The following is a 25,073-nucleotide window of genomic DNA, read 5'->3' as shown; positions in this document are numbered from 1 at the left end:
CGGGATCCCCGCCGCCCGGCCGGGCCGGTCGGGCCGCCGAGCGCGACAGCTCCGGCGGAACGGCGGCCGGGAACTTCCACCGGTCCGGGCCGGCACCCCGGTCCCGGATGGCGCCGGATGGCAGCGGTGGTCATCGCCGCGCCGAGGCGCACCCTGCTCCTGGCCGGGCTGGCCGGTGCCGGAACCGGCGTGTTGCTCGGCGGTCCGGTGGCCGCGGTGGCCCTGGCCGGGTACGGGTGGTTGGGCACCCGCGCCCTGGTACGGCGGCAGGCGGCACGGCAGGCGGATCGGCTCCGTCGCAAGCGCCTGGACCAGCTCTGCGGCCTCGCCGCCGACCTGCGCGCCGGGTTGCCCGTGCTGGTGGCCGCCGAGCGCCTGGGACTGGCCACCGCTCAGACCGCCGACGCTCAGGGCTGGGCGAGCGTCGGCCCGGGCCCGACGAGGACCGGCGCAGCAAGCCACCCGGAAAGCACCCGCCTGGCGGGCCGGCCGGCGGCGCGCGCCGGCAGGGCGGAAGGACGAGACCGTGCGGCACCACGCCTGCCGGTGACGAACACCGGCCCGGGACGGGCGCCGTCGCGCGCCGGCGCGGGTGGCGGCTCGGGCCCGGCACTGGCGGGGGAGGTACTGCCCGTCGCGGATGCCGCTCCGATCGTCCACGGCCCGGCCGACTGGCCGATGATCGACGGCACCGAGCGGGTTCCGTCCCGACCGGTCCCGCACGCCCCGGCCTGGTCGGCCGTGGGCCCGGAGCCGGCGTCGACCGTCGACGCGGCGGGCGGGCCGGCGGTCGAGCCGGCAGGGGCCGAGTCGCGGCGTGACGGGCCGGGCCGGTGGCGTCCCCGCTCCGGCGAGGAGCCGGGCGAGCCGGACCGTCTCCTGCGGCTGGCGCTCGCCGCCGTACGTCTCGCGGACCGGACGGGCGCGCCGTTGGCCGAACTGGTGGAGCGGATCGAGGCCGACGCCCGCTCGACCGATCGTGGCCTGGCCGCGGCGGCGGCCCAGGCGGCCGGGGCGCGGGCGACCGCGTGGCTGCTGGCCGCACTGCCCCTGGGCGGCGTCGGCCTCGGTTACGGCATCGGCGTGGACCCGGTCGCCGTGCTGCTGCACACCCCGATCGGCGGCGTCTGTGCCGTCGGCGCGATCGTGCTCCAGATCGCCGGACTGCTCTGGACCGAGCGGCTCGGTGGGACGCCGGGGCGGGCCGGCTGATGTCCCGGACCGCCCTGGCGGCCGGCTGCCTGGTCGCGGCGGCCCTGCTCGCGGTGACGGCCGGGGCCGGGCGTCGCCCACGGCACCGGCTGCGGGAACTGAACTCCGCTCCACCCGGCCCGGGAAGTTTGCCCGCCGGAGCGGATGACGGAGACGGTGCGCGGCGGGTGGGCCGGCGCCCGGACGCGGTCCGGCTCGCGGCGGGGCTGGCCGGCCTGGCGGTCGCCGTGGTCGTCGGCGGCTGGCCGGGACTGATCGCGGCGACGCCCACGGCGATCGTCCTCGACCGGGCACTGCGCCGGATCGAGCCACCCGCCGTACGCAAGCGTCGGCTCCGCGAGGCCGGCGACCTGCCCCTCGCCGCCGACCTGCTGGCCGCGGCGATGCGGGCGGGCGCGCCGGTCGACCGGTCGGTGCTGGCGGTGGCCGAGGCGCTCGACGGCCCCCTGGCGCGGCGGCTGGGCCGGGTCGGCCGCACGCTGCTGCTCGGTGGTGGTCCCGAGGAGGCGTGGTCCCAGCTCGGGCCGGTGCCGGGCGCGGAGCGGCTGACCGCGGCGGCGTTGCGCTCCTCGCACAGCGGAGCCGCGCTGGCCGGGGCGCTGACCCGGCTCGCCGACGACCTGCGGGCCGACCGGGCCACCGCGGCGGAGGCGTCCGCCCGCCGGGCGGGGGTGCTCGTCGTCCTGCCCCTCGGGCTCTGCTTCCTGCCCGCCTTCATTCTCGCCGGCCTGGTGCCGGTGATCGTCGCCGTCCTCGGTGACGTGCTCTGAGATCCCTAGAGAAAGGACCAGCACGTGCGCAAACTCCTCACCCGCCTGCGCGGGGACGCCGGGATGAACACCGCCGAGTACGCGGTCGGCACGCTGGCCGCGGTGGCCTTCGCCGGCATCCTGCTGAAGGTGCTGACCTCGGGCAACGTGCAGTCGGCGCTGACCGCCGTCATCGACCGGGCGCTGAAGTGACCCGGCGCCGGCCGGCCGGCCACGACCGGGGGTCCTTCACCGCCGAACTGGCGGCCGGCCTGCCGGCGCTGGTCCTCCTCCTGCTCGCCGGCCTGACCGCGGTCAGCGCGGCCAGCACCAGGGCGGGCTGCCTGGACGCGGCCCGGGAGGCGGCGCTCGCCGCCTCCCGGGGCGAGGACGGGACGGCCGCGGGGCGGCGCTCCGCTCCGTCGGGCGCCGAGGTGTCGGTGGCGGTCGTCGGGGAGCGGGTCCATGCCACGGTCCGGGCCCCGGTCCGCAGCCTCGGTGCCCGGCTGCCCCGGGTCACCGTGGTCGCCACCGCGGTCGCCGCGGTCGAACCGGGCGCGCCGGGTCCGCAGCCGTGATCGCCGCCGGCAACCCCCGCCCACGGGATGGCTCCGGCGCTGACGCCGGGCGCGCCGATCGTGCCGGCGTCCCGGGGGTTCGTGCGCTCCGGTGTCGGCCCGCTCGGGCTGCTCGTGCCGGCGTCCCGGCGGTCGGTGCGCTCGGGCGTCGGCCCGCTCGGGCTGCCCGGGCCGGCGCCGCGGCGATGGGTGCGCTGCGGCGGGGGCCCGGCGGTCGGGCCGGGGAACGGGGCGGGGCAACGATCTGCCTGCTCGCCGTCGGGCTGGTGTTCGTGGTGGTCGGCGTGTTCGGCGCGGCGGTCACCAGCGCCCGGGCGGCCCGGCAGCAGGCCCGGGCGGCGGCCGACTTCGCCGCGCTCGCCGGCGCCGCCCGCGCGCTCGGCGGGACCACGGCGGCCTGCGGACACGCGGCCGAGATCGCCGCCGCCAACGGTGGGCACCTGGTCGGTTGCCGGCTCGACGGCCTGGACGTCCTGGTCACGGCGGAGGTGACCGTCGCGCCGCTACCCGGCCTGACCCGCGTCGTCCGGGTCAGTGCCCGAGCCGGCCCGGTGCGCGGGTGACCTGCGGGCGGCGGGAGCCCGGGGTCAGCGGTTGCCCGCGCCCCGGGCCCCGGGCCCCGGGCGTCAGCGGGCCTGGAGGGCGTCGAGCGCCACGGCCATCGCGATCACCAGTCGCCGGTCGATCTGCGGGTGCTGGATCTCGACGACGTACCGGTCGCGCAGGCCCCACTTCTTGACCACGGTGAAGACCGGCTGGCCGTTCGCGGTGAAGTCGAAGTGGTACGGCAGCCAGGACAGCGAGTCGACGAAGCGCCGCAGCAGCGCCACCGGCAGGCTCCGCTCCTGTCCGGTGACCTGCGGCAGTCCGGCCTGCTCCACGTGCCAGGTGGAGCGGAGCAGCGACTGGGCGAAGTCCTTGCGGAAGGCGCCGATCGGGTTGCCGGCGGCGTCCGTCACGTCGTACGTGGCGCCGAGGTCGAGGCGCTGGCGGGCCTTGAACCCGAGCAGCGGCTGCTGCTTCGAGTCGTCGGTGTAGATGGTCACCTGCTCCTTGAAGGCGAGCCGCTTCTGCTGGGCGAACGCCAGCAGGCCGCCCTCGGAGCCGTCCGGCGCGACGGCGTGGACCTCGTACTGGTTGACCATCATCCGCACCCGTTGGCGGATGTGGAACTGCTGCTGGGCCTGCAAGTTGTCGAGCTGCATATTCGTCTCCTCACCGATAATCCGCCGGAGTCTCGCACAGCCCGGCCGCCTCCGCCGCCCGGACCGGCGCCAGCCGCCCCGGGAGTGGCGTCAGCCGCCCGGAGCGGCGTCAGCGGCAACCGTCCACGGTGGCGCGCAACGCCCAACTGTTGAGCACCTGGTGGATGCCGCGCAGCCGCTCGTTGATCTGCTCCAGCCGCTCCGCCTGGGCCAGCGCGGCGAGCGCGGCGCCGAGCGCTATCTGCTGGTCGGGGGTGAGGTTCTCCTGGTCGATGGTGTAGAGCAGGTCGACGGTCTCGGCGATGGTGTCGGCCACGACTCCTCCTCCGGGCGAGCGACGAACGAACAGCGGGGGACGAACGCACAACGGACGGGCCAGGGCGACCACGACAGCGGGGACGCCATCGATGGCCCGAGTCAGCTCCGTCGATGGAAGCGCTCCCACGCATCTATGCCCGGCACTCCCGCGGTTCATGCATCCGATCGGCTCAGGACGGCAGGTTTGCCAGCACCACGTCGAGCACCCGGATCGCGTCCGGCTTGGACAGCGGGTTGTTGCCGTTGCCGCACTTCGGCGACTGGACGCAGGACGGGCAGCCCGCCTCGCAACCGCACTCCGCGATCGCGTCCCGGGTGGCCCGCAGCCACGCCGCCGCCGTGCCGTACGCGCGCTCGGCGAAACCCGCCCCACCGGGGTGCCCGTCGTAGACGAAGACCGTCGGGGCCTCGGTGTCCGGATGCGCCGCGGTGGAGAGCCCGCCGATGTCCCACCGGTCGCAGGTCGCCATCAGCGGCAGCAGCCCGATCGCGGCGTGCTCGGCGGCGTGCAGCGCCCCCGGCACGTCGGCCGGCTCCACCCCGGCCCCGGTCAGCGACTCCGGTGACAGGGTGAACCAGACCGCCACGGTGCGCAGTTCCCGGGCCGGCAGGTCCAGCGGCCGGGTGTCGATCACCTCGCCGGTGGCGATCCGGCGCCGCTGGTAGGAGACCACCTGGCTGGTCACGTCGACCTCGCCGAGGAAGAGCCCCACCGGCCCGGCGTCGACATAGGACCGGACGCTGACCACCGACAGCGAGGTGACGTCGCGGGCGTGGGTGGACCAGTCCGGCTCCTCCGGGTGCACCAGCGCGCACCCGTCGGCCAGGTCCAGCTCGTCCACCACGTACGAGACGCCCTGGTGCAGGTAGACCGCGCCGGGGTGGAGCAGGAAGTGCGACGAGCCGCCGTCGACGGTGCCGAGCAGCCGCCCGGTCGCCGCCTCCACCACGCAGACCGGGGCGCCGCCCTCGCCACGCAGGTCCACCTCGGGGCGCTCCCGGTGCCGCCAGTACCAGCCGGTCGGGCGCTGCCGCAGCGCCCCCGCCTCGACCAGCGCGTCCACCGCCTCCTTCGCCCCGTCGCCGAAGAGCGCCAGGTCGGCCGGGGTGAGCGGGGCCTCGACCGCCGCGCAGGCCAACTGCGGCCCGAGCACGTACGGGTTGGCCGGGTCGAGCACGGTCGCCTCCACCGGCGCCCCGAACACCGCCTCCGGATGGTGCACCAGGTAGGTGTCCAGCGGGTCGTCCCGGGCCACCAGCACGGCGAGCGCCTCCTGCCCGGAGCGCCCCGCCCGCCCGGCCTGCTGCCACAGCGAGGCCCGGGTGCCCGGGTAACCGCAGATCAGCACCGCGTCCAGGCCGATCAGGTCGACGCCCAGCTCCAGCGCGTTGGTGGAGGCCAGCCCGAGCAGCTCGCCGTGCAGCAGCGCCCGTTCCAGCTCCCGCCGCTCCTCGCGCAGGTAGCCGGCCCGGTAGGCGGCCACCCGGCCGCCGAGCCCCGGCACCGCCTCGTCCAGCGCCCGGCGCGCGTTGGCCGCCACCACCTCGGCGCCCCGGCGGGACCGGACGAAGGCGAGCGTGCGTACCCCCTCGGCGACCGTGTCGGCGAGCAGGTCCGCGGTCTCCCGCAGTGCCGACCGGCGGACCGGCGCGAGGTCCACCGCGTCGGACGAGGTGTCGGCCGAGGGCAGCAGCGGCGGCTCCCAGAGCGCGAAGGTCACCCCGCCGCGCGGCGAGGTGTCCTCGGTGACCGCGGCCACCGGCAGGCCGGTGAGCCGCCCGGCCGCCGTCGCCGGGTCACCCGACGTCGCCGAGGCCAGCACGAAGACCGGCGTGTTGCGGGAGCCCGCGAGCGCGGGGGAGGAGGCGCGGCCCGTAGCTCCGCTCAATCTGCGCAGCCGGCGCAGCACGTGCGCGACGTGCGAGCCGAACACCCCCCGGTAGGTGTGGCACTCGTCGACCACCACGTACGCCAGCCGGCGCAGGAACCCCGACCACTGGGCGTGCCCGGGCAGGATGCCGTGGTGCAGCATGTCCGGGTTGGTCAGCACGAACCGGGAGTGCCGCCGGATCCACTCCCGCTCGGCGCGCGGCGTGTCCCCGTCGTAGCAGGCCGGGCGTACCCCCTCCAGCTCCAGCTCGGCGACGGCGCGCAGCTGGTCGGCGGCGAGCGCCTTGGTCGGGGCCAGGTAGAGCACGGTGGCCCGGGGGTCGGCGAGCAGCGTGGAGAGCGCGGGCACCTGGTACGCCAGCGACTTGCCGGACGCGGTGCCGGTGGCCACCACGACGTGCTGCCCGTCGTACGCCAGGGTGGCGGCCTCGGCCTGGTGCCGCCACGGCGCGACCACGCCGCGGCGGGCGAACGCCGCGCGCAGCTCCGCCGGGACCCACTGCGGCCAGGGCGCGGGCACGCCGGGCCGGGCCGGCACCCGCTCGACGTGGGTGACCGGGTCGGCCGGGTGCCGACCACGCAGCCGCCCCAGCAGCTCCGCCGGCGACCGCCCGGAGCCGGCGGCTACGGTGGCCGCGGGCGACGGCTCCGGATCGTCGCGCGGCGTCAGGCGGGGCGAGCCGGAGCTGTCGGTCGACGGCTTCAGGTCGTCGCGCGGCGTCAGACGGGCCGAGCTGAAGCTGTCGGTGGTCACGACCTGCACTCTCGCACTGGTGTTCGGAAATGAAAGCCGGGGCGCTGGGTAAGGGGGAGGCTTCGCCGGTGAGCCGTCGGGCGGCACCGGCGGTAGTGGTTAGATGCCCAGGAGAGTTTACGGCTCTTGCGAGGAGGACCGATGGAGCTGTCGCTGGCGACCCGCACCGTGGGGGAACACACGGTGCTCGAGGTCGGCGGTGAGGTGGACGTCTACACCGCCCCCCGGCTGCGCGAGCGGCTCCTGGAACTGATCGACGGCGGGGCCCGCCACGTCGTGGTCGACCTCGGCCGGGTCGACTTCCTCGACTCCACCGGCCTGGGCGTGCTGGTCGGCGCGCTCAAGCGGCTGCGCTCGGCCGGCGGCTCGTTCGCCCTGGTCTGCGACAAGGAACCGCTGCTCAAGATCTTCCGGATCACCGCGCTCGACCAGGTCTTCCCGCTGCACCCCACGGTCGACGCCGCGGTGGCCGCGGGACCGACCGGCGCCGGCGCGTGATGGCCACGGTCCGGCTCTCGTTCTCGCCGGCTCCGGTGCACGTCCGCACCGCCCGCCTGGTCGGCGTGGCGGTCGCCCGGCGGGCGGGGGTACGCGAGGACCTGCTCGACGAGGTGCGCCTGGCGATCGGCGAGGCGTGCACCCGGGCGGTCGCCCTGCACCGCCAGTACGGGCTGGCCGACCCGGTGCTGGTGGAGATGTCCGACGCCGGGCAGTACGCCGTCCGGGTGATCGACCGCGCCCCGATCGAGGCCGGCATCGGGCTGGCCGCGCTGCCGCCGGACGAGCTGGCCGACGAGTCGCTCACCGACGAGGCGCTCACCACCGGCGTCGGCTTCGCGCTGCTCGCCGGTTTCGTCGAGGACCTCCAGGTACGCCCGGTCGACGAGGGCATCGGCACCGAGGTCCGGATGGTCTGGCCCGTCGGCCGCTGACCTGCTCACCCGCCGTTTCAGGCCGCGTCCCCAGCTCGGGGCGCGGCCTGTCTGGCATGGACCCGCTCCTATATCAGATTTCGGTTCATAACACAGCGACGAAGATCATCGAGAGAGGGTGCCCCCTCGGTGTGACCTCCGACACGACAGAGGGCTACAGTACGCGGGTTGTCAGCAAGTGATCCATCCCGCAGCCAGCGGGAACGGGTGTTCATCGCTGGTCCGCCGGGGTGGGTTGGCGCGCGCTTGCGAATCCGCATCCAGGCGCCGGTCGGTGCGTCTCCACCGGCCGGCGCGAGTGTCGGTACAGGAGGACACAGATGTCCGATACCTTGGCCGCCGCCGAAAGCGGCGGGATCTCCCTCACCGGAGCCAATATCACCTACGTCGTCATCGCCGCGGTGATCGCGCTGGTGGCGCTCGCCTTCGCCGCCGCGCTGACGAAGGCGGTGCTGGCGGCCGGTAAGGGCACCACCAACATGCAGGAGATCTCCGGGGCGGTCCAGGAGGGCGCCTCGGCCTACCTGCTCCGGCAGTTCCGCACCCTGGCCATCTTCGTGGTCATCGCCGTGGTGCTGCTCTTCCTGCTGCCGGTGCACGACACCGACGGCAGCGAGACCGCTGTGAAGATCGGCCGCTCGCTCTTCTTCGTGGTCGGCGCGCTGTTCAGCGCGTTCATCGGCGGCGCCGGCATGTGGCTGGCCACCCGGGCCAACCTGCGGGTCGCCGCCGCCGCGCGGGAGCGACAGGGCGGCCGGGAGGCGGCCATGAAGATCGCCTTCCGCACCGGTGGCGTGGTCGGCTTCCTCACCGTCGGCCTCGGCCTCTTCGGCGCCGCGCTGGTCGTGCTGATCTTCCGGGGCGACGCGCCGACCGTGCTGGAGGGCTTCGGCTTCGGCGCCGCGCTGCTGGCCATGTTCATGCGGGTCGGCGGTGGCATCTTCACCAAGGCCGCCGACGTCGGCGCCGACCTGGTCGGCAAGGTCGAGCAGGGCATCCCCGAGGACGACCCGCGCAACGCCGCCACCATCGCCGACAACGTCGGCGACAACGTCGGTGACTGCGCCGGCATGGCCGCCGACCTGTTCGAGTCGTACGCGGTCACCCTGGTCGCCGCGCTGATCCTCGGCCGGGCCGCGTTCGGCAACGAGGGCCTGGTGTTCCCGCTGATCATCTCCACCATCGGCGTGCTCGTGGCGATCATCGGGGTCTTCATCACCCGGCTGCGCACCTCCGACCGCAACGGCCTGACCGCGATCAACCGGGCGTTCTACCTCTCCGCGGTGATCTCGGCGGTGCTGGTGGCGATCGCCGCGTTCGCGTACCTGCCGGCGACCTTCGACGGTCTCGAGGGCGGCCTCACCAACTCCGACGGCAGCCCGATCGACGGGAACCCGCGGCTGGTGGCCATCGGCGCGGTGGTGATCGGCATCGTGCTGGCCGCCGCGATCCAGGCGCTGACCGGCTACTTCACCGAGACCAACCGGCGCCCGGTGCAGGACATCGGCAAGAGCTCGCAGACCGGCCCGGCCACCGTCATCCTCGCCGGGATCAGCGTCGGCCTGGAGTCGGCGGTCTACTCGGCGCTGCTGATCGGCGCCGGCGTCTTCGGCGCCTTCCTGCTCGGCGGCAGCTCGATCACGCTCTCCCTGTTCGCGGTGGCGCTGGCCGGCACCGGCCTGCTCACCACGGTCGGCGTGATCGTCGCCATGGACACCTTCGGCCCGATCTCCGACAACGCGCAGGGCGTGGCCGAGATGTCCGGCGACATCGACGAGCACGGCGCGCGGACGCTGACCGAGCTGGACGCGGTCGGCAACACCACCAAGGCGATCACCAAGGGCATCGCGATCGCCACCGCGGTGCTCGCCGCGACCGCGCTGTTCGGCTCGTACACCGACACCCTGCGCACCGCGTACGCGGACGCCGGGGTCGGCGACGTGGGCGGCGAGATCCTCAACTCGCTGAACGTGGCCAACCCGCGCAACCTGGTCGGCCTGATCATCGGCGCGGCCGTGGTGTTCCTCTTCTCCGGCCTGGCCATCAACGCGGTCTCCCGCTCGGCCGGCGCCGTGGTGATGGAGGTCCGCCGGCAGTTCCGTGAGCTGCCCGGGATCATGGACCGCACCCAGCGCCCGGAGTACGGCAAGGTCGTCGACATCTGCACCCGGGACGCGCAGCGCGAGCTGATGACTCCCGGGCTGCTCGCCATCCTGGCGCCGATCGCGGTCGGCTTCGGCCTCGGCCCGGGTGCCCTGGCGTCCTACCTGGCCGGCGCGATCGGGGCCGGCACGCTGATGGCGGTCTTCCTGGCCAACTCCGGGGGCGCCTGGGACAACGCCAAGAAGCTGGTCGAGGACGGCGCGTACGGCGGCAAGGGCTCCGAGTCGCACGCCGCGACGGTCATCGGCGACACCGTCGGTGACCCGTTCAAGGACACCGCCGGCCCGGCCATCAACCCGCTGATCAAGGTGATGAACCTGGTCTCGCTGCTGATCGCCCCGGCCGTGGTGGCCTGGAGCGTGGGCGACGACCGGAACACCGGCCTGCGGGTGGCCATCGCCGTGGTGGCCGCGCTGATCATCGTGGCGGCCGTGGTGTTCAGCAAGCGCAAGGGCGTGGCGATGTCCGACTCGGACACCGACGCCGGCGCGGGCAGCCCGGATCAGCGACCGGAGCCGGTCAACGCCTGATCCGTACCTCCCACCCGGTCCCCGGTCGGCAACCCGCCGGCCGGGGACCGGTCCGTCCGGGCCGCCGGGGCGGCGTCGGGGCACCGCGCCTGACCGGTGCCACCACTCGACAGAGGTCGTACGCTGCAACGCATGCGTACGTGCCGGGCGGCAGCCGCCGGAAAGCTCACGGTGGTCGTGGCCACGCTCGTACTCATCGTCGCCGGCTGCGGCGGCGGGCCCAGCGCGCGCGCCTGGGCGGCGTCGGTCTGCTCGGCGCTGACCCCGTGGCGGGCCGAGATCAGCAAGCTGACCAGCAGCACCGACCAGCAGATGACCGCGCAGACCACGCCGGCGCAGGCCAAGGAGAACCTGGTGCGGCTCTTCGGTGGCGCCGAGCAGGCCAGCGAGACGGCCCGGCGCAAGGTCGAGCAGGCCGGCATCCCGGAGGCCGAGCACGGTGCCGAGGTGTCGGCGGGGTTCCGCACCTCGCTGGCGAAGATGCGGGACGCCTACGGCAAGGCCCGGGACACCATCGACGGGCTGAGCACCGGCCAGGCCGGGCCCTTCTACGACGGCGTCCGCGCCGCCGTGGACACCCTGAACAAGGAGTACGACGCGAGCGCGCTGGACACCAGCCGGCTCAACTCCGAGGAGTTGAAACGCGCCTTCGCCGAGGTGCCGGAGTGTCGCTGAGCGGGACCGGTGAGCCGCCGGACGGGCAACCGCCCCCGGCGCTGTTCCCGGTGCCCGAGCCGGCCCCGCCGCCGCGGGGTCGGCCCGGGCGGCCGGCTGCCGGTGGTGGCCGGCGTCGGCCGGGCGGTCGGTCCCGCGACGCCGGGTCGACCGCGACGGCCGACCGGGGCGCGGCGACCGCCGAGGGCGACCCGGCCGATCCGGCCCCTGCCGAGGGCGGCCGGGACGACGCCCGGCGGCAACTGGTCTTCTTCGGCGCGGAGGCGGCGGACCCGTCGGTCGCCGACCTCGCCGGTCTGCTCGCCGGGCCCGGCGAGGTGGCCGTGATGGGGGGCACCGCCCGACTCTCGGTGGTGGTGGACGCCGCCTGGCGGGTGCACGTCCTGGTCGCCGAGTTGGCGCTGCGCGGCCTCGCCGCCAGCTGGGAGGCGACCGGGGACGAGCGGCACGCGGTGCGGACCTCGTACACCCGGACCTTGAAGCCGCTCGCGGCGGCCTGGCTGCGCGGCACGGTGAAGCGGCCGCCCGCCGGTTTCCACCTCACCGGCCGGCGGCTGCGGCTCTGGCTGGCCGCGGCGGGGGTGGCGGAGCCGGCCGGGTTCCTGCTCCGGCTCGGCCCGGCCGACGCCGAGTGCCGGGCGGCGGTCGGCGCGGCGCTGGCCGCGGCCGGGCTGGCCGGGGCGCCGGTGGTTGCGGAGGCCGACGGGCCGGCGTACCGGATCACCGGCCGCCGCCGGCTGGCCCGGCTGGCCGAGCTGGTCGGCGACCGGCCGCCCGCCGCGCCCGTCACCGCCTGGCCGGCCCGGCCCTGACCGCTCGGCTCGCCGCCCGGCCCCGCGGCCCGGACCGCCCGGGTGACGCGGCCTGGCGGCCCTGACCGCCGGCGTCACCGCCCGGGCCGGTTCGCCGCCCGGTCCGGCGACCCGGACCTCCGCCGCCACCGCCTCCGCCCGCACCGCTGTCGATTCGCGTCGCGCCGCCCTGACCTGCGTCGGGACCGCCCGGCGCCGGCGTCGCCGGGACGCGCCGGGTGGCGGTGGGCTGTCCGGTCGGCGACAGTGGGGGTGGTTTGGCATGGAAAACGGCCGGGTGGCGCCTCGGCCGAGGGTCCGCCATCGTCACAGTGTCCCGCTTCCGGGCCTACCCACGGTGTACGGTGGCGCCGTCCGGCAACCCCGGCCGCGTTTCGGCGGCGGCGACCGCCCCGCCGGGTGGTTTGCCGCCCGCGAAACCCGAAACGCGGACGGCGCGTTACGTTGGACATCCGGACCGCCGGGCATCGGCGGGTCGAAGCCGGCCCGAACGGGACGCGGGCGGCAGTGAGCAGGAGTGAGGTCGGAGAGAAACGTGCCGAGCAACGCTGGAACCACCCGTCTGGTCATCGTCGAGTCACCGGCGAAGGCCAAGACGATCTCGGGCTACCTCGGCCCGGGGTACGTCGTGGAGGCCAGCTTCGGCCACGTCCGGGACCTCCCGCGCAACGCCGCCGACGTGCCGGCCAAGTACAAGGGCGAGCCGTGGGCCCGGCTCGGGGTGGACGTCGACAACGGTTTCCACGCCCTCTACGTGGTCTCCGCCGACCGCAAGCAGCAGATCAGCAAGCTGGTGAAGCTGGCCAAGGAGGTCGACGAGATCTTCCTGGCGACGGACGAGGACCGCGAGGGCGAGGCCATCGCCTGGCACCTGGTGGAGACGCTCAAGCCCAAGGTGCCGGTCAAGCGGATGGTCTTCCACGAGATCACCAAGCCGGCCATCCAGGCGGCGGTGGCCAACCCGCGCGAGATCGACCGCGACCTGGTTGACGCCCAGGAGGCCCGGCGCATCCTCGACCGCCTCTACGGCTACGAGGTCTCCCCGGTGCTGTGGAAGAAGGTCATGCCGAAGCTCTCGGCGGGCCGGGTGCAGTCGGTGGCGACCCGGATCGTGGTCGAGCGGGAGCGGCAGCGGATGGCCTTCCGCACCGCCGAGTACTGGGACATCCTGGCCACCCTGGCGGTCGGGAACGCCGGCGAGGGCCCGCGCAGCTTCAACGCCACCCTGGTCGCGCTGAACGGTGACCGGATCGCCACCGGCAAGGACTTCGAGCCCACCACGGGCCGGGTGAAGCCGGGCGCCGGGGTGGTCCACCTCGACGAAGGAGGTGCCCGGGGTCTCGCGGCCCGTCTGGAAGGGCGGCCGTTCACCGTCACCCGGGTCGAGGAGAAGCCCTACCGCCGCCGCCCGTACGCGCCGTTCATCACCTCGACGCTCCAGCAGGAGGCGGCCCGCAAGCTGCGGTTCTCGTCGCAGCAGACGATGCGCACCGCGCAGCGGCTCTACGAGAACGGCTACATCACCTACATGCGTACCGACTCGGTGAACCTGTCGGAGACCGCCATCGCGGCGGCCCGCCGGCAGATCGTCGAGTTGTACGGCGAGCGGAGCGTGCCGCCGGAGCCGCGCCGCTACACCGGCAAGGTGAAGAACGCGCAGGAGGCGCACGAGGCGATCCGCCCGGCGGGGGACAACTTCCGCACCCCGGGCGAGGTGGCCAAGGAACTCTCCGCCGAGGAGTTCAAGCTCTACGAGCTGATCTGGCGGCGCACCATCGCCTCGCAGATGACCGACGCGGTCGGCTCCAGCGTCTCGGTGCGCATCCGTGCCGTGTCCTCCGCGCAGGAGGAGGCCGACTTCGGCGCCACCGGCAAGACCATCACCGACCCGGGCTTCCTGCGGGCGTACGTCGAGTCCAGCGACGACGAGAACGCCGAGGCCGAGGACGCCGAGCGGCGGCTGCCCACCCTGGTCAAGGACCAGCCGCTGACCGCCGAGGAGCTGGCCGCGCAGGGCCACCACACCCAGCCGCCGTCGCGCTACACCGAGGCGTCGCTGGTCAAGGCCCTCGAAGAGCTGGGCATCGGCCGCCCCTCCACGTACGCGTCGATCATGCAGACCATCCAGGACCGCGGCTACGTCTTCAAGCGCGGCCAGGCGATGATCCCGTCCTTCCTGGCGTTCGCGGTGATCGGGCTGCTGGAGCGGCACTACCCGCGGCTGGTCGACTACGACTTCACCGCCAGCATGGAGAACGAGCTGGACGAGATCGCCGGCGGGGACCACGCGGCGGTCGACTTCCTGACCGCTTTCTACTTCGGCAGCGCCAACGGCGCCGGCGACCAGGACATCGCCCGCTCCGGCGGGCTGAAGAAGCTGGTCACCGAGAACCTCAGCGAGATCGACGCGCGCAGCGTCAACTCGATCCCGCTCTTCACCGACGACGAGGGCCGCGAGGTCGTCGTCCGGGTGGGCCGCTACGGGCCGTACCTGCAGCGGGCGGTGCCGGGCGAGGCGCCGGCGCCGGCCGCCGAGGGCGAGGAGGGCGGCGCCCAGGGCGACCGGGCCCCGATCCCGGAGGGCCTGGCGCCGGACGAGCTGACCCCGGAGAAGGTGCACGAGCTGTTCCTCGGTGGCGGGGGCGAGCGCAAGCTCGGCGACGACCCGGCCACCGGCGAGCCGATCCTGCTCAAGTCCGGCCGGTTCGGCCCGTACGTGGCCAGCGGCGAGCGGAAGTCCTCCCTGCTGCGCTCGCAGTCGCCGGACTCGCTCACCTTCGACGAGGCGCTGAAGCTGCTCAGCCTGCCCCGGCTGGTCGGGGTGGACCCGGAGGGCAACGAGGTCTTCGCCAACAACGGCCGCTACGGCCCGTACGTCAAGCGCGGCGAGGAGTTCCGCTCGCTGGACTCCGAAGAGAAGATGTTCACCGTCACACTGGACGAGGCGCTGGCCCTGCTGGCCGCCCCGAAGACCCGCCAGCGTCGGGCCGCCGCGCCGCCGCTGCGGGAGATGGGCGTCGACCCGCTCACCGAGAAGCCGCTGGTGATCAAGGACGGCCGGTTCGGCCCGTACGTCACCGACGGGGAGACCAACGCGTCGCTGCGTCGCGGCCAGACTCCGGAGGCGCTGAGCCTCGAGGAGGCCTCCGAGATGCTCGCCGAGAAGCGCGCCAAGGGCCCGGCCCCGCGGAAGAAGGCGGCGGCGAAGAAGGCCCCCGCCAAGAAGGCCACGGCGACCAAGAAGACGGCCGCCGCCACCAAGTCCACGGCGAAGAAGACCACCACCGCCAAAACCACCACCCCCAAAAAGGCCGCCCCCAAGAAGGCCACCACCCCCACCGAGTAACGCCTCCCTCAGGGATCTTGGAAGGAAACGGCCCTTGGAGGGGCCAGAGCCTTCCAAGATCTCGACGTTGTCCACAGGGGCGGACGGGGAGTGGTCGCTTCGCGGAGACTCGGTGGGGTGGGGGCACGGCGAAGAGTGACGCTGGGGGCGTTGAATCGGCGTCTGCCGGCCGATGACGCCGACGAGTTGACCTGGCTGCTCTTCCGGCAGGACGACGTGATCAGCCTCAGCCAGGCGCTGCGGCACCTGTCCCGCAAGGCGATCCGGCACCGGGTGGCGACCGGCCGCTGGCGTCAGGTCCACCGGGCGGTGTTCGTCACGCACAACGGCCCCGTGAACGCCGACCAGTTCCGGTGGGCGGCGGTGCTCGCCGCCGGGCCGTCGGCCGTGCTGGGTGGACTGACCGCTGCCCAGGCCGGCGGGCTGCGCGGCTTCCCGCACCGGATCGTTCACGTGTTGCTGCCGGCGACGTGCCGGAGGGGCCCGCTACCGCCGGGTGTCGTGGCACACCGCACGACCCGCCTGCCGTCGGAGGACGTGCACGCCGCCGGGCAGCCGCGCCGGACGATGCCGGCCCGTTCGATCGCGGACGCCGCCCAGTGGGCGGCCACCGACGACGAGGCCCGGTCGATCGTCGCCGCCGCGTTCCAGCAGCGCCTCGTCGGCGGTGACGAGCTGCATCTGGTGGTCGAGCGGCTGCCCCGCATCCGGCGCCGACGGCTGATTCTCGACACCGCCACCGACGCAGCCGGTGGTGCCCATTCGCTGAGCGAACTCGATTTCCTGCGTCTCGTCCGCCGCGCCGGGCTGCCCGAGCCGACGCGCCAGCAGGTCCGACGGGACTCCGCTGGCCGACGCCGTTACCTCGACGCCTACTTCGAGGAGTGGCGGGTGCACGTCGAGATCGACGGCGGCCAGCATCTGGACCCGGCCCACGCGTGGGCGGACATGCGTCGGCAGAACGCTGTCTGGACCGAGGGTGACCGAATGCTCCGGTTCCCCGCCTGGGCCGTCCGCGCCCGCCCACACGACGTCATCGATCAGCTCCGCTCCGCCCTACGCGCCGCAGGTTGGCCCGGTTGACGGTCCGCTGACCAGAGATCTTGGAAGGAAGCGGCCCCTCAAGGGGCCATTCCCCGCCAAGATCTCGGGTGGGCTCAGCCGAGGATGTGGGTGAGGTGGGGGTTGGTGAAGAGGCGGTCGGGGTCCAGGCGGGTGCGGAGGGACTGGAAGTCGGCCCAGCGGGGGTAGGCGGGCGCGAGTGACCCCGCGTCCCGGTAGTGCAGCTTGCCCCAGTGCGGGCGTCCGCCCAGGCCGGCGGCGACCTGCTCGAACGCGCGGAAGTACGGCTCGTAGGGCATGCCCACGTACTGGTGCACGGCCAGGTACGCCGAGTCGCGGCCGTAGCCGTGCGACAGCCAGATGTCGTCGGCGGCGGTGAACCGGATCTCGACCGGGAAGAGCACCTTGAACGGCAGCCCGTCCACGATCCGGCGCAGTCCGTCCAGCGCCTCGGGCAGCGCGGCGCGCGGCACCGCGTACTCCATCTCGACGAAGCGGACCCGGCGCGGGGTGCAGAAGACCCGGTCGGAGCGGCCGGTGTAGCGGCGCTCGGTGAGCGCCCGGGCGGAGACCGCGCTGATTCCCGGGGCGAGCGCCGGCACGGCGCGGCCCAGCCGGCAGGCCCCGGCGAAGACGGTGTTGGCCAGGAAGTCGTCGTCCAGCCAGCCGCGCAGCCGGGACAGCGGGCGGTCGTCGGCGGGCACCCGGTCGTTCGTCTTGAGCTGCACCCGCGCGGTGTACGGGAACCAGTAGAACTCCACGTGGTCGTGCGCCTCGATCAGCTCGGGCAGCTCGCCGAGCACCGCGTCCAGCGGGGCCGGCCGTTCGTGCGCGTGCAGCACGAAGGCGTCCACGCAGCGCAGGGTGACCTCGACCAGCACGCCGAGCGCGCCGAGCGAGACCCGGGCGGCGGCGAACACGTCCGGGTGCTCGTCGGCCGAGCAGCGCAGCACCTCGCCGGTGCCGGTGACCAGGGTGAGCGCCTCGACGAAGGTGGAGAGGCAGCCGTAGCCGGACCCGGTGCCGTGGGTGCCGGTGGAGATCGCGCCGGCGATCGTCTGCGCGTCGATGTCGCCGAGGTTGGGCAGCGCCAGCCCGTGCGCGGCGAGCAGCCCGTTGAGCGTGCGCAGCGTCATCCCGGCCGGTACGGTGACCAGCCGACGCTCGGCGTCCACCCGGACGCCGGTGTCGAGCGCGTCCAACTCCATCCGGTGACCGTCGGTGACCGCGACGGCGGTGAAGGAGTGGCCGCTGCCGACCGCCCGGATCCGCTGGCCGCTCGCCGCGGCGGTCCGGACGGCCTCGGCGACGTCCGCCACCGAGGTGGGGCGCAGGATGGTGGTGGCGGTGCTGCGCTGGTTGCCGGCCCAGTTGGTCCAGGCGGTGGTGAGCGGTGCGGTGGCGGCCATTCGCGCTCCTCGACATGAATATGAACTGACTTCATATCAGGAACGTTGTACCTGGTAAATACCGCAACCGAGGTCCGCTCGTTGTACCGGTAGTCACGAAGATGTGACGTGCAGATATGTTCATCCGTCGAAGGGGGGTGGCGCCGAGTGTCCACACCAGCCGCCACGACCGGGCCGCTGCGCCGCGTACCGGTGCAGGGTCGAAGTGTCGCGCGGGTCCAGCGGATGCTGGACGCCTGCGCCGAGCTCGTCGACGAGGTGGGGTACGAGGGGCTGACCACGACCTTGCTCGCCGAGCGTGCCGAGGTGGCGATCGGGTCGGTCTACCAGTTCTTTCCGGACAAGCGGGCGATCGTGCAGGCGCTGACCCTGCGCACGATGGAGTCCTACCTCCAGCGGCTCGACGAGCGGTTCGCCTCCGACGACCTGACCCACTGGTGGGACGGCGTCGACGCGGGCATCGACGAGTACATCACGATGCACCGCACCGTTCCCGGGTTCCGTACCCTGCACTTCGGCGACGTGGTCGACCTGCACCTGCTCGATGAGCAGCGGGACAACAACGGGGTGATCGCGGACCAGTTGGCCCGCGTACTCACCGAACGGTTCGGGCTCACCAACGTGCCCGAGCTGCGCTTCCACCTGGAGATCGCGGTGGAGGTGGCCGACGCGCTGATCAAGCTGGCGTTCCGCCGCAAGCCGGACGGCGACGAGCGGGTGCTGGCCGAGGCGAAGGCGCTCATCCGGGAGTACCTGCACCAGCAGGTCGAGAGCCCGGTGGACGCCGCGCGGTCCAGCTGATCCACGCCGCCGGCGTCGGTGCGGCGCGGCGGACCACCCGGGTGCGACCGGGCGAGGGTGCGACAGGACGATCGGCCCGGGGTGCGACCGGGGCACGGTGCGACAGGACGATCGGCCCGGGGTGCGACCGGGGCACGGTGCGACAGGACGATCGGCCCGGGGTGCGCCGGGCGAGGTGCGACAGCGGAACGCCCGGGGTGCGACCGGGTGACGGTGCGGAACGACCCGGGTGCGCGGGGAGTCGGCGCGAGCCGGCCCCGCGGCGTGCGGGGCCGGTGGCTCAGAGGAAGGCGTGGCCCTCGCCCCGGTAGGTGGGCACGGTCGCCACGACCTCGTCCCCCTCCACCAGGTGCAGCTCGTTGACGTGCTCGCAGAGCTCGCCCGCCTTGGCGTGCCGGAACCACACCCGGTCGCCCACCCGCAGGGTGGCGGCCGCGGTGCCGGCCAGCGGGGTCTGCACCTCGCCGGTGCCCTCGGTGCCGATCAGCTTCAGCCCGGCCGGCAGCCACGGCCGGGGCAGGCGGCTGGGCGCGGCCGGGCCGGAGGCGATCCAGCCGCCGCCGAGCACGGTGGCCAGCCCCGGCGCCGGCCGGCGGACCACCGCGCAGGCGAAGAACGCCGCCGGGGTGGGCTGCCACGCCCGGTACGCGTCGAACAGCGTCGGCCCGTACAGGCCGGATCCCGCGGTGACCTCGGTGACCGCGGGATCGGCGCTGGTCGCCGCCACGCTGCCGGTGCCGCCGCCGTTGACGAACTCCAGCTCGGCGTGTTCGCGGACCGCGGCCACCGCCGCCCCCCGGCGGGCCAGCAGCTCACGGTACGAGCCGCGCTGGGTCAGCCGGATCGCGGCGCCGAGCAGCGCCTGCCCGGGCGGCGCGTCGCCCAGGCCGGCGATCTGCGCCTCGTACGCCATCAGGCCGACCAGCCGGAAGCCGGCGCGGCCGGCGACGGTGGCGGCGAGCGCGCCGGCCGCCCGGGCGCTGTGCACCGGCGAGCGGCGGACCCCGACGTGCACCCCGCGCACCGGCCGCCACGAGGCGTCCAGGTCGAGACAGACCCGCAGCTCGGGGCGGCCGGCCGGGGCCCGCACGGCGTCGACCAGGTCGAGCTGCTCGGTGCCGTCCACCATCAGGGTGATCGCGGCGGCGAGGGCCGGGTCACCGGCCAGCTCGGCGAGCGCGCCCCGGTCGGCGGTCGGGTACGCGACCAGCACGTCGTCGCTCACCCCCTGGCGGACCAGCCAGATCGCCTCGGGCAGGGTGAACGCCATCACGCCCCGCCAGCCCGGCCGGCCGAGCGCCCGGCTGAGCAGGTCACGGCTGCGGACCGACTTGCTGGCGACCCGGAGCGGCTTGCCGGCCGCGCGGTCGGCGAGCGCCGTCGCGTTCGCGTCGAAGGCGGTCAGGTCGACGACCGCGTACGGGGGGTCGAGGTGGGCGGTCGCCCGATCGAGGCGCTCGCGCAGTTTGTCGCTTTCGGTGGCCACGTGTGCACGCTAACTGTCCGGCGGTCAATGCGAAACACCCTCGCGTACGCCGGGTGTGCGCCGTGGTGCCGGCGGCCTAGGCTCGGCGAGCAGGAGAATGTCATCGGTGGGACGGGGTCCCACCGGGTCTAGAGTGTTGCACCGGGGATGCCCAGCGATGGGCCGGCACGTGGAGGTACGGCCATCGAAAGCCAGTTCAACGGCGAGTCGCCCGGCGTGTCGCCGTCCTCGAACAAGTCCGGCGCCGCCGCCGAGAAGTCCGGCAACGACCTGTCCGGCTACGCGGGCATCCGCTCGGTGCTGCGGATCACCCCGTTCCGCCGGCTCTGGATCGTGCTCGGCGCGGCCTCCTTCGGTGACTGGTTCGGCCTGCTCGCCACGTCGGTCTTCGCCGCCGCCCAGGTCGAGGGGAGCACCGCCAAGGGCGCAGCCTTCGGTGGCGTCATCGCCGTCCGGCTGCTGCCGGCGCTGGTGCTCGGCCCGATCGCCGGCGTGCTCGCGGACCGCTTCGACCGCCGCTGGACGATGGTCATCTGCGACGTGCTGCGGTTCCTGCTCTTCGCCTCGATTCCGCTGGCCGCGTTGCTCGGCGCCCCCGGCGGGGTGGTGGTCGGTTGGGCGGCGATCGCCACCTTCCTGATCGAGTCGCTCACCCTGCTGTGGATCCCGGCCAAGGAGGCCGCGGTCCCCAACCTGATCCCGCGGGCCCGGCTGGAGGCCGCCAACCAGCTCACGCTGATCACCACGTACGGCCTCACGCCGGTCCTCGCCGCGCTGATCCTGGCGGCGCTCGACGGCATCGTGCGGGCGGCCACCGGCGGCTCGACGCCGGACTGGGCCGAGCCGGCCCAGCTCGCGCTCTGGTTCAACGCGTTCTCCCGGCTGGCCACCGCGCTGGTGGTGGCGTACGGCATCAAGGAGATCAGCCACGGGCAGGCCGACGAGCGGGAGCGCACCGAGCAGAGCATGCTGCGCCAGTTCAAGGAGGGCTGGCGCTACATCGGCCAGACCCCGCTGGTCCGCGGCCTGGTGCTCGGCATCTTCGGCGCCTTCGCCGGCGGCGGCATCGTGATCGGTACCGCCAAGTTCTTCGCCACCTCGCTGGGCGCCGGCGACGCCGCCTTCTACCTGCTCTTCGGCGCCATCTTCATCGGCCTGGCCCTCGGCATCGGGCTCGGCCCGATGATCGTCAAGGAGATGTCCCGGCGGCGCTGGTTCGGCATGAGCATCGTGCTGGCCAGCGCGTCGGTGATGGCGCTGGCGTTCGCCATCCACCTGTCGATGGCGATGGTCGGCGCGATCCTGGTCGGCGCGGGCGCCGGGATGGCCTTCCTCTCCGGCACCACGCTGCTCGGCGGCGAGATCGCCGACGAGGTACGCGGCCGGGTCTTCGCGGTGGTGCAGATCGGCACCCGGCTGGTGCTGATCCTGGCCATCGGCCTGAGCAGCCTGCTCGCCGGCGTCGGCGGCTCCCGCAAGCTGGAGATCGCCGACCTGGGCGTCTCCATCTCGTCCACCCGGTTGCTGCTGCTGGCCGCGGGCGCGGCCGGCATCTTCGCCGGGATCAGCGCGTTCGGCCAGATGGACGACAAGAAGGGCGTACCGGTCCTGGCCGACCTCTGGGGCTCGATCCGCGGCCGCCCGCTGATGCCGGCCGAGCCGTTCGTCTCCGCCGGGCTCTTCGTGGTCTTCGAGGGCGGCGAGGGCGCCGGCAAGTCCACCCAGCTCGCCACGCTCGCCGAGCGGCTGCGCGGGCAGGGACGCGACGTGGTGGTCACCCGGGAGCCCGGCGCCACCACGGTCGGCGAGCGGATCCGCTCGCTGCTGCTCGGCGCGCCCGGCTCGGACGTGCCGTCGCCGCGCGCCGAGGCGCTGCTCTACGCCGCCGACCGGGCGCACCACGTGGCCACCGTGGTCCGGCCGGCGCTGACCCGGGGCGCGGTGGTGATCAGCGACCGGTACGTCGACTCGTCCCTGGCGTACCAGGGAGCGGGGCGGACGCTGCCGGTCGACGAGGTCTCCTGGCTCTCCTCCTGGGCCACCGGCGGGCTCAAGCCCGACCTGGTGGTGCTGCTCGACGTCGACCCGCGCACCGGCCTGTCCCGGGTGGCGGCGCGCAACGAGGAGGCCGACCACGTGGAGGCCGAGTCGGTCGCCTTCCACGAGCGGGTCCGGTACGCCTTCCTCGACCTCGCCGCCGCCGACCCGAAGCGCTACCTGGTGCTGGACGCGTCCCGCCCGGTCGAGGAGATCGCCGAGCGGGTGGCCCGCCGCATCGAGGAGCTGCTCGGCACCCCCGGCGGCATCGTCCACCCGCGCCCGGCGCAGGGGCCGGACACCTCGGTGCAGCCCGAGTTATCCGAAACGGAGCTGGTGACGATGGAGCATCGGACCTGATGCCGGACGTCTTCGCCGATCTGGTCGGGCAGGACGAGGCGGTGGAGACGCTGCGCCGGGCCGCCGCCGCGGCGGCCGCCGTGCTGCGCGCCCCCGCCGCCGGGCCGGTGCCCGACTCCGCCGACGACGACCTGGCCGCCCTCGCCGAGGAGGCCGACGCCGCGGCCACCCCGGCCGGCGGCGCGGCGGGCGATCCCGGGGCGGGGATGACGCACGCCTGGATCTTCACCGGGCCGCCGGGATCGGGCCGGTCGGTGGCCGCCCGCGCCTTCGCCGCCGCCCTCCAGTGCGCGTACGGCACCGGCTGCGGCGAGTGCCCCGGCTGCCACACCACCATGGCCGGCACCCACGCCGACGTACGGCTGGTGGTGCCGGAGGGGCTCTCCATCGGCGTCGGCGAGATGCGTGCCCTGGTGCTGCGGGCGGCCAGTACCCCGTCCGGCGGCCGCTGGCAGGTGGTGATCATCGAGGACGCCGACCGGCTCACCGAGGCGGCCGGCAACGCCCTGCTCAAGGCGGTCGAGGAACCGCCGCCCCGGACGGTCTTCCTGCTCTGCGCCCCGTCCACCCACCCGGACGACGTCTCGGTGACGATCAGGTCGCGCTGCCGGGTCGTACCGCTGCGGCAGCCGCCGGCCGAGGCGGTGGCCGAGGTGCTGGTGCGCCGGGACGGCGTCGCGCCCGACGTGGCGGCCTGGGCGGCGGCGGCCGCCCAGGGGCACGTGGGGCGGGCCCGGCGGCTGGCCCGCGACCCGGAGGCCCGCAGCCGGCGGGAGGCGGTGCTGGCGGTGCCGCGCCGGCTCACCGGGGTGGGCGCCGCCTTCGACGCGGCGTCCGCGCTGATCGAGGCGGCCGAGGCGGAGGCCGAGGCGTCGGTGGCCGAGGCCGACGCGGCCGAACGGGCGGCCCTGGAGACCGCGCTCGGCGCGGGCGGCACCGGGCGGGGCGCGGCGGGTGCCCTGCGGGGTGCCGCCGGGCAGCTCAAGGACCTGGAGAAGCGGCAGAAGTCGCGGGCCACCCGGGCCCAGCGGGACGCGCTGGACCGGGCGCTGGTCGACCTGGCCGGCTTCTACCGGGACGCGCTCACCAAGGCGCTCGACGCCCCGGTCGCGCCGGTGCACAGCGACACCGCCGCCATGGCGGAGGCCGGCGCCCGCAGGTGGGACGCCGAGGGCGCGCTGCGCCGGCTGGAGGCGGTGCTGGCCTGCCGGGCGGCGATCGAGGCGAACGTGAAGCCCCGGATCGCCGTCGAGGCGATGATGCTCGCCCTCTGGAAGGGCTGAGTCCCGGAAGGCTCCCCCGGTGGTCCCGCGCGCCGGACCGGTCGTCCACAGGCATCGACAGGCGCAATTGCTGTGCGGTACGGTCCGGTGTGCCGTGACGGTGGCGGCACGCAGAGTGATGACTGTTCCGGGAGGAGTCCGCCGATGCCACGGGGGGAGATCGACGAGGCCTGGATCGAGGAGGCGGTGCGGCGCTACCGCCGGATCGAGTCCCTGCAGGCCGAGTTCGACCAGGCGGTGTCGACGGTCGAGGTCACCGTCCGGTCGCCGGACGGGCTGGTCGAGGTGGTGGTGACCGCCGGTGGGCGGATCACCGACGTGCGCTTCCTCGGTCCGCTGCACGCCCGCCACCCCCGCGACGTCGCCGGCTCCGTGCAGGCAGCGGTCACCGCCGCCGCGGACGCCGCCCAGTGGGCCCGGGAGAAGCTGCACAACGAGACGTTCACCGCCTACCGGCCGCTGGCGGGGGCCTGAGATGGAGACCCTGCGCGCCCTCGCCACCCGCCTCGACGAGGCCGGCGCCACCCTGGCCGCTCTCTCCCGCACGGTCACCGCCGGCGACCCCCCGCAGGCCGCGTTCGGCGCCGACGCGGCCGGCCGCCCCGGCGAGATCGGCCGGGCGCTGCACCGGCAGTGGGTGGCCGCCACCACCGACCGCGCCCGCGAGGCGCACGCCGCGGCCACCCGGCTGGCCGAGGCCGCGACCGCCGTGCGGGGCGCCGCCGACGGCTACACCGCCGCCGACGACGCGGCCCGCCGCCGGCTGGCCGGGGAGGCGTGATGGACGCCCTCGACCGGCTCGCCGAGCCCGGCCTCGACCTGCTGCGCCGGGTCGACACGCTGCTCGCCACCGGTGCGCCCGAGGGGCACCCGGTCTGGCCGCTGCTGCGCCGGATGCAGGTGCTCCCCGGGGAGGCGGTCCGCGGCTTCCTCGACCTGCGTCCCGCGCCGCTGGCCACCGCCGGCCACGCGGTACGCCGGCACGTCCGGGCGTACGACGAGGTGGGCGCCGCGCTGACCGATCCGCTCCTCTGGTCCGGGCCGGCCGCCAGCCGGTACGGGCAGGCCCGCACGGCCCTGCTGCGTCACCTCGACGAGGGGCCGGAGAGCCTGGTCGGGCGGCTGGAGTCGACGGCCGGCTACGCCGACGCCCTGGCCGACTGGGTGGAGGGCAGCCGGCTCACGCTGGCCCGGGCCCTGGCCGACGTGCTCCGCTCGGCCGAGGCGGTGACAGTGGTCGCCGCGACCGGGATCCCGGGTGCGGTGACCCGGCCCCGGCCGGCCGGCCCCGGCGGGGCGGCGGCGGCCGAGATCGCCACCCGGGTGCTCGCCGTGCTCTGCGTCGCGTACGACGGCGCCGAGACGTTGCTGCGCCAGTGGGGGCCGAGTCTGGCCGAATCCCGCTGGCGGGCGCCGGTGGCCGAACGGACCCGCAACGACAGCCCCACCCGGGTCGGCTGGTGACCATCC

22 protein-coding genes and 1 pseudogene are annotated in these 25,073 nt (G+C 74.8%); 18 read left to right on the top strand and 5 right to left on the bottom strand.

Annotated features, from left to right (window positions below; genetic code table 11):
* Positions 1-876: 876 nt before the first annotated feature.
* The 5 genes and pseudogenes from Q3W71_RS07905 to Q3W71_RS07885 form a co-directional block, all read left to right on the top strand.
* A pseudogene (locus Q3W71_RS07905) lies at positions 877-1,212 on the top strand (hypothetical protein); the annotation flags it as partial.
* Positions 1,212-1,982 (top strand): type II secretion system F family protein, encoded by a 771-nt coding sequence (locus tag Q3W71_RS07900; RefSeq protein WP_302918593.1) that lies wholly within the window; start codon positions 1,212-1,214, stop codon positions 1,980-1,982. The pseudogene Q3W71_RS07905 and the gene Q3W71_RS07900, both read left to right, overlap by 1 nt.
* 24 nt (positions 1,983-2,006) lie before the next feature.
* Complete coding sequence (locus Q3W71_RS07895) at positions 2,007-2,174, top strand: DUF4244 domain-containing protein (protein WP_013283643.1); 168 nt, start codon at positions 2,007-2,009, stop codon at positions 2,172-2,174.
* Positions 2,171-2,539 carry a TadE family type IV pilus minor pilin gene (locus tag Q3W71_RS07890; protein ID WP_302918592.1) on the top strand — a complete coding sequence of 123 codons (369 nt, stop codon included), beginning with the start codon at positions 2,171-2,173 and terminating at the stop codon, positions 2,537-2,539. Before Q3W71_RS07895 ends, Q3W71_RS07890 begins: the two co-directional genes overlap by 4 nt.
* Before the next feature lie 185 nt (positions 2,540-2,724).
* Positions 2,725-3,102, top strand: a complete 378-nt coding sequence (locus Q3W71_RS07885) for an Rv3654c family TadE-like protein (RefSeq protein ID WP_302918591.1) — start codon at positions 2,725-2,727, stop codon at positions 3,100-3,102.
* Between the two features lie 63 nt (positions 3,103-3,165).
* Here Q3W71_RS07885 and Q3W71_RS07880 read toward each other — a convergent pair whose 3' ends face one another.
* From Q3W71_RS07880 to Q3W71_RS07870, 3 genes are all read right to left on the bottom strand, one after another.
* Positions 3,166-3,744: a hypothetical protein gene (locus tag Q3W71_RS07880; RefSeq protein ID WP_302918590.1), complete on the bottom strand. Its 579-nt coding sequence runs from the start codon at positions 3,742-3,744 to the stop codon at positions 3,166-3,168.
* A gap of 109 nt (positions 3,745-3,853) precedes the next feature.
* Positions 3,854-4,060 (bottom strand): hypothetical protein, encoded by a 207-nt coding sequence (locus Q3W71_RS07875; RefSeq protein WP_302918589.1) that lies wholly within the window; start codon positions 4,058-4,060, stop codon positions 3,854-3,856.
* A gap of 172 nt (positions 4,061-4,232) precedes the next feature.
* Positions 4,233-6,623 carry a DEAD/DEAH box helicase gene (locus tag Q3W71_RS07870; protein WP_302918750.1) on the bottom strand — a complete coding sequence of 797 codons (2,391 nt, stop codon included), beginning with the start codon at positions 6,621-6,623 and terminating at the stop codon, positions 4,233-4,235.
* A 225-nt stretch (positions 6,624-6,848) separates the two neighbouring features.
* Between Q3W71_RS07870 and Q3W71_RS07865 the strand changes: the two genes are divergently transcribed.
* From Q3W71_RS07865 to Q3W71_RS07835, 7 genes are all read left to right on the top strand, one after another.
* Complete coding sequence (locus tag Q3W71_RS07865; RefSeq protein WP_109904225.1) at positions 6,849-7,205, top strand: STAS domain-containing protein; 357 nt, start codon at positions 6,849-6,851, stop codon at positions 7,203-7,205.
* Complete coding sequence (locus tag Q3W71_RS07860; RefSeq protein ID WP_088997064.1) at positions 7,202-7,639, top strand: ATP-binding protein; 438 nt, start codon at positions 7,202-7,204, stop codon at positions 7,637-7,639. The genes Q3W71_RS07865 and Q3W71_RS07860 overlap by 4 nt, the downstream gene beginning before the upstream one ends.
* 320 nt (positions 7,640-7,959) lie before the next feature.
* A complete protein-coding gene (locus Q3W71_RS07855; protein ID WP_302918588.1) occupies positions 7,960-10,332 on the top strand; it encodes a sodium-translocating pyrophosphatase in 2,373 nt (790 codons plus the stop codon).
* A gap of 132 nt (positions 10,333-10,464) precedes the next feature.
* Positions 10,465-11,007 (top strand): hypothetical protein, encoded by a 543-nt coding sequence (locus Q3W71_RS07850; protein ID WP_302918587.1) that lies wholly within the window; start codon positions 10,465-10,467, stop codon positions 11,005-11,007.
* Positions 10,998-11,819, top strand: coding sequence for a hypothetical protein (locus tag Q3W71_RS07845; protein WP_302918586.1), 822 nt, complete (start codon positions 10,998-11,000; stop codon positions 11,817-11,819). Before Q3W71_RS07850 ends, Q3W71_RS07845 begins: the two co-directional genes overlap by 10 nt.
* 535 nt (positions 11,820-12,354) lie before the next feature.
* A complete protein-coding gene (topA, locus tag Q3W71_RS07840; RefSeq protein ID WP_302918749.1) occupies positions 12,355-15,165 on the top strand; it encodes a type I DNA topoisomerase in 2,811 nt (936 codons plus the stop codon).
* A 150-nt stretch (positions 15,166-15,315) separates the two neighbouring features.
* Entirely contained in the window at positions 15,316-16,248 is a 933-nt protein-coding gene (locus tag Q3W71_RS07835) for a DUF559 domain-containing protein (protein ID WP_302918585.1), read from the top strand.
* Between the two features lie 74 nt (positions 16,249-16,322).
* Here the strand turns inward: Q3W71_RS07835 and Q3W71_RS07830 are convergent, their stop codons facing one another.
* Positions 16,323-17,636 (bottom strand): D-arabinono-1,4-lactone oxidase, encoded by a 1,314-nt coding sequence (locus tag Q3W71_RS07830; RefSeq protein WP_302918584.1) that lies wholly within the window; start codon positions 17,634-17,636, stop codon positions 16,323-16,325.
* Between the two features lie 225 nt (positions 17,637-17,861).
* Between Q3W71_RS07830 and Q3W71_RS07825 the strand changes: the two genes are divergently transcribed.
* Positions 17,862-18,437: a TetR family transcriptional regulator gene (locus Q3W71_RS07825; protein WP_302918748.1), complete on the top strand. Its 576-nt coding sequence runs from the start codon at positions 17,862-17,864 to the stop codon at positions 18,435-18,437.
* Positions 18,438-18,717: 280 nt separating this feature from the next.
* On the opposite strand, the gene Q3W71_RS07820 is transcribed toward Q3W71_RS07825, so the two are convergent.
* Positions 18,718-19,923, bottom strand: a complete 1,206-nt coding sequence (locus Q3W71_RS07820; protein WP_302918583.1) for an amino acid deaminase/aldolase — start codon at positions 19,921-19,923, stop codon at positions 18,718-18,720.
* A 147-nt stretch (positions 19,924-20,070) separates the two neighbouring features.
* Here Q3W71_RS07820 and tmk point away from each other — a divergent pair, with 147 nt between their 5' ends.
* From tmk to Q3W71_RS07795, 5 genes are all read left to right on the top strand, one after another.
* Entirely contained in the window at positions 20,071-22,320 is a 2,250-nt protein-coding gene (gene tmk / locus Q3W71_RS07815; RefSeq protein ID WP_302918582.1) for a dTMP kinase, read from the top strand.
* Positions 22,320-23,603, top strand: coding sequence for a DNA polymerase III subunit delta' (locus Q3W71_RS07810; protein ID WP_302918581.1), 1,284 nt, complete (start codon positions 22,320-22,322; stop codon positions 23,601-23,603). The genes tmk and Q3W71_RS07810 overlap by 1 nt, the downstream gene beginning before the upstream one ends.
* Positions 23,604-23,747: 144 nt before the next feature.
* A complete protein-coding gene (locus Q3W71_RS07805; protein ID WP_302918580.1) occupies positions 23,748-24,077 on the top strand; it encodes a YbaB/EbfC family nucleoid-associated protein in 330 nt (109 codons plus the stop codon).
* A gap of 1 nt (position 24,078) precedes the next feature.
* Positions 24,079-24,384 (top strand): hypothetical protein, encoded by a 306-nt coding sequence (locus Q3W71_RS07800; protein WP_302918579.1) that lies wholly within the window; start codon positions 24,079-24,081, stop codon positions 24,382-24,384.
* Positions 24,384-25,067: a hypothetical protein gene (locus Q3W71_RS07795; RefSeq protein ID WP_302918578.1), complete on the top strand. Its 684-nt coding sequence runs from the start codon at positions 24,384-24,386 to the stop codon at positions 25,065-25,067. Before Q3W71_RS07800 ends, Q3W71_RS07795 begins: the two co-directional genes overlap by 1 nt.
* Positions 25,068-25,073: the final 6 nt, after the last annotated feature.

It is taken from the genome of Micromonospora sp. C28SCA-DRY-2 (genome assembly GCF_030519475.1).
GTDB lineage: Bacteria > Actinomycetota > Actinomycetes > Mycobacteriales > Micromonosporaceae > Micromonospora.
This window is presented reverse-complemented; position numbering and strand designations above follow the sequence as displayed.